This window comes from Bartonella sp. TT121SHDZB (assembly GCF_042193415.1).
Lineage (GTDB): Bacteria > Pseudomonadota > Alphaproteobacteria > Rhizobiales > Rhizobiaceae > Bartonella.
Genome location: NZ_JBHILR010000058.1, coordinates 354 through 669 on the forward strand (window position 1 = coordinate 354; position 316 = coordinate 669).

Annotated in this window: 1 protein-coding gene; it reads left to right on the top strand. The window is 62.3% G+C overall.

What is annotated here, in order from left to right:
• Positions 1 to 316 (top strand): phage tail length tape measure family protein (locus ACFIKI_RS08450; RefSeq protein WP_375666762.1); only part of this gene is annotated, 316 nt, incomplete at both ends.

The window sequence follows — 316 nt, forward strand, 5'->3', positions numbered from 1 at the left end:
TCGCATCCGACCAGCTGAAGGACTTTACCGCCATCGCTCTGCAATGGGAGAAGACCACGGGCCAAGCCGTCAGCGAGACGGCCAAGCAGTTTGCGGACCTGGCCAAGGATCCGCTGCAGGCATCGCTCGCCCTGAACGAGCAGATGAACTACCTGACTGCGAGCATCTACGACCAGATCAAGGCGCTGGAGAAGCAGGGCAAGACTGCCGAGGCTGCGGCTGTGGCTCAGAAGGCCTACGCAGACGCGATGACGACCGGCGCAGATGAGCTGACCCAGAACCTGGGCTACATCGAGCGCGCGGTCCAGATCGTGAC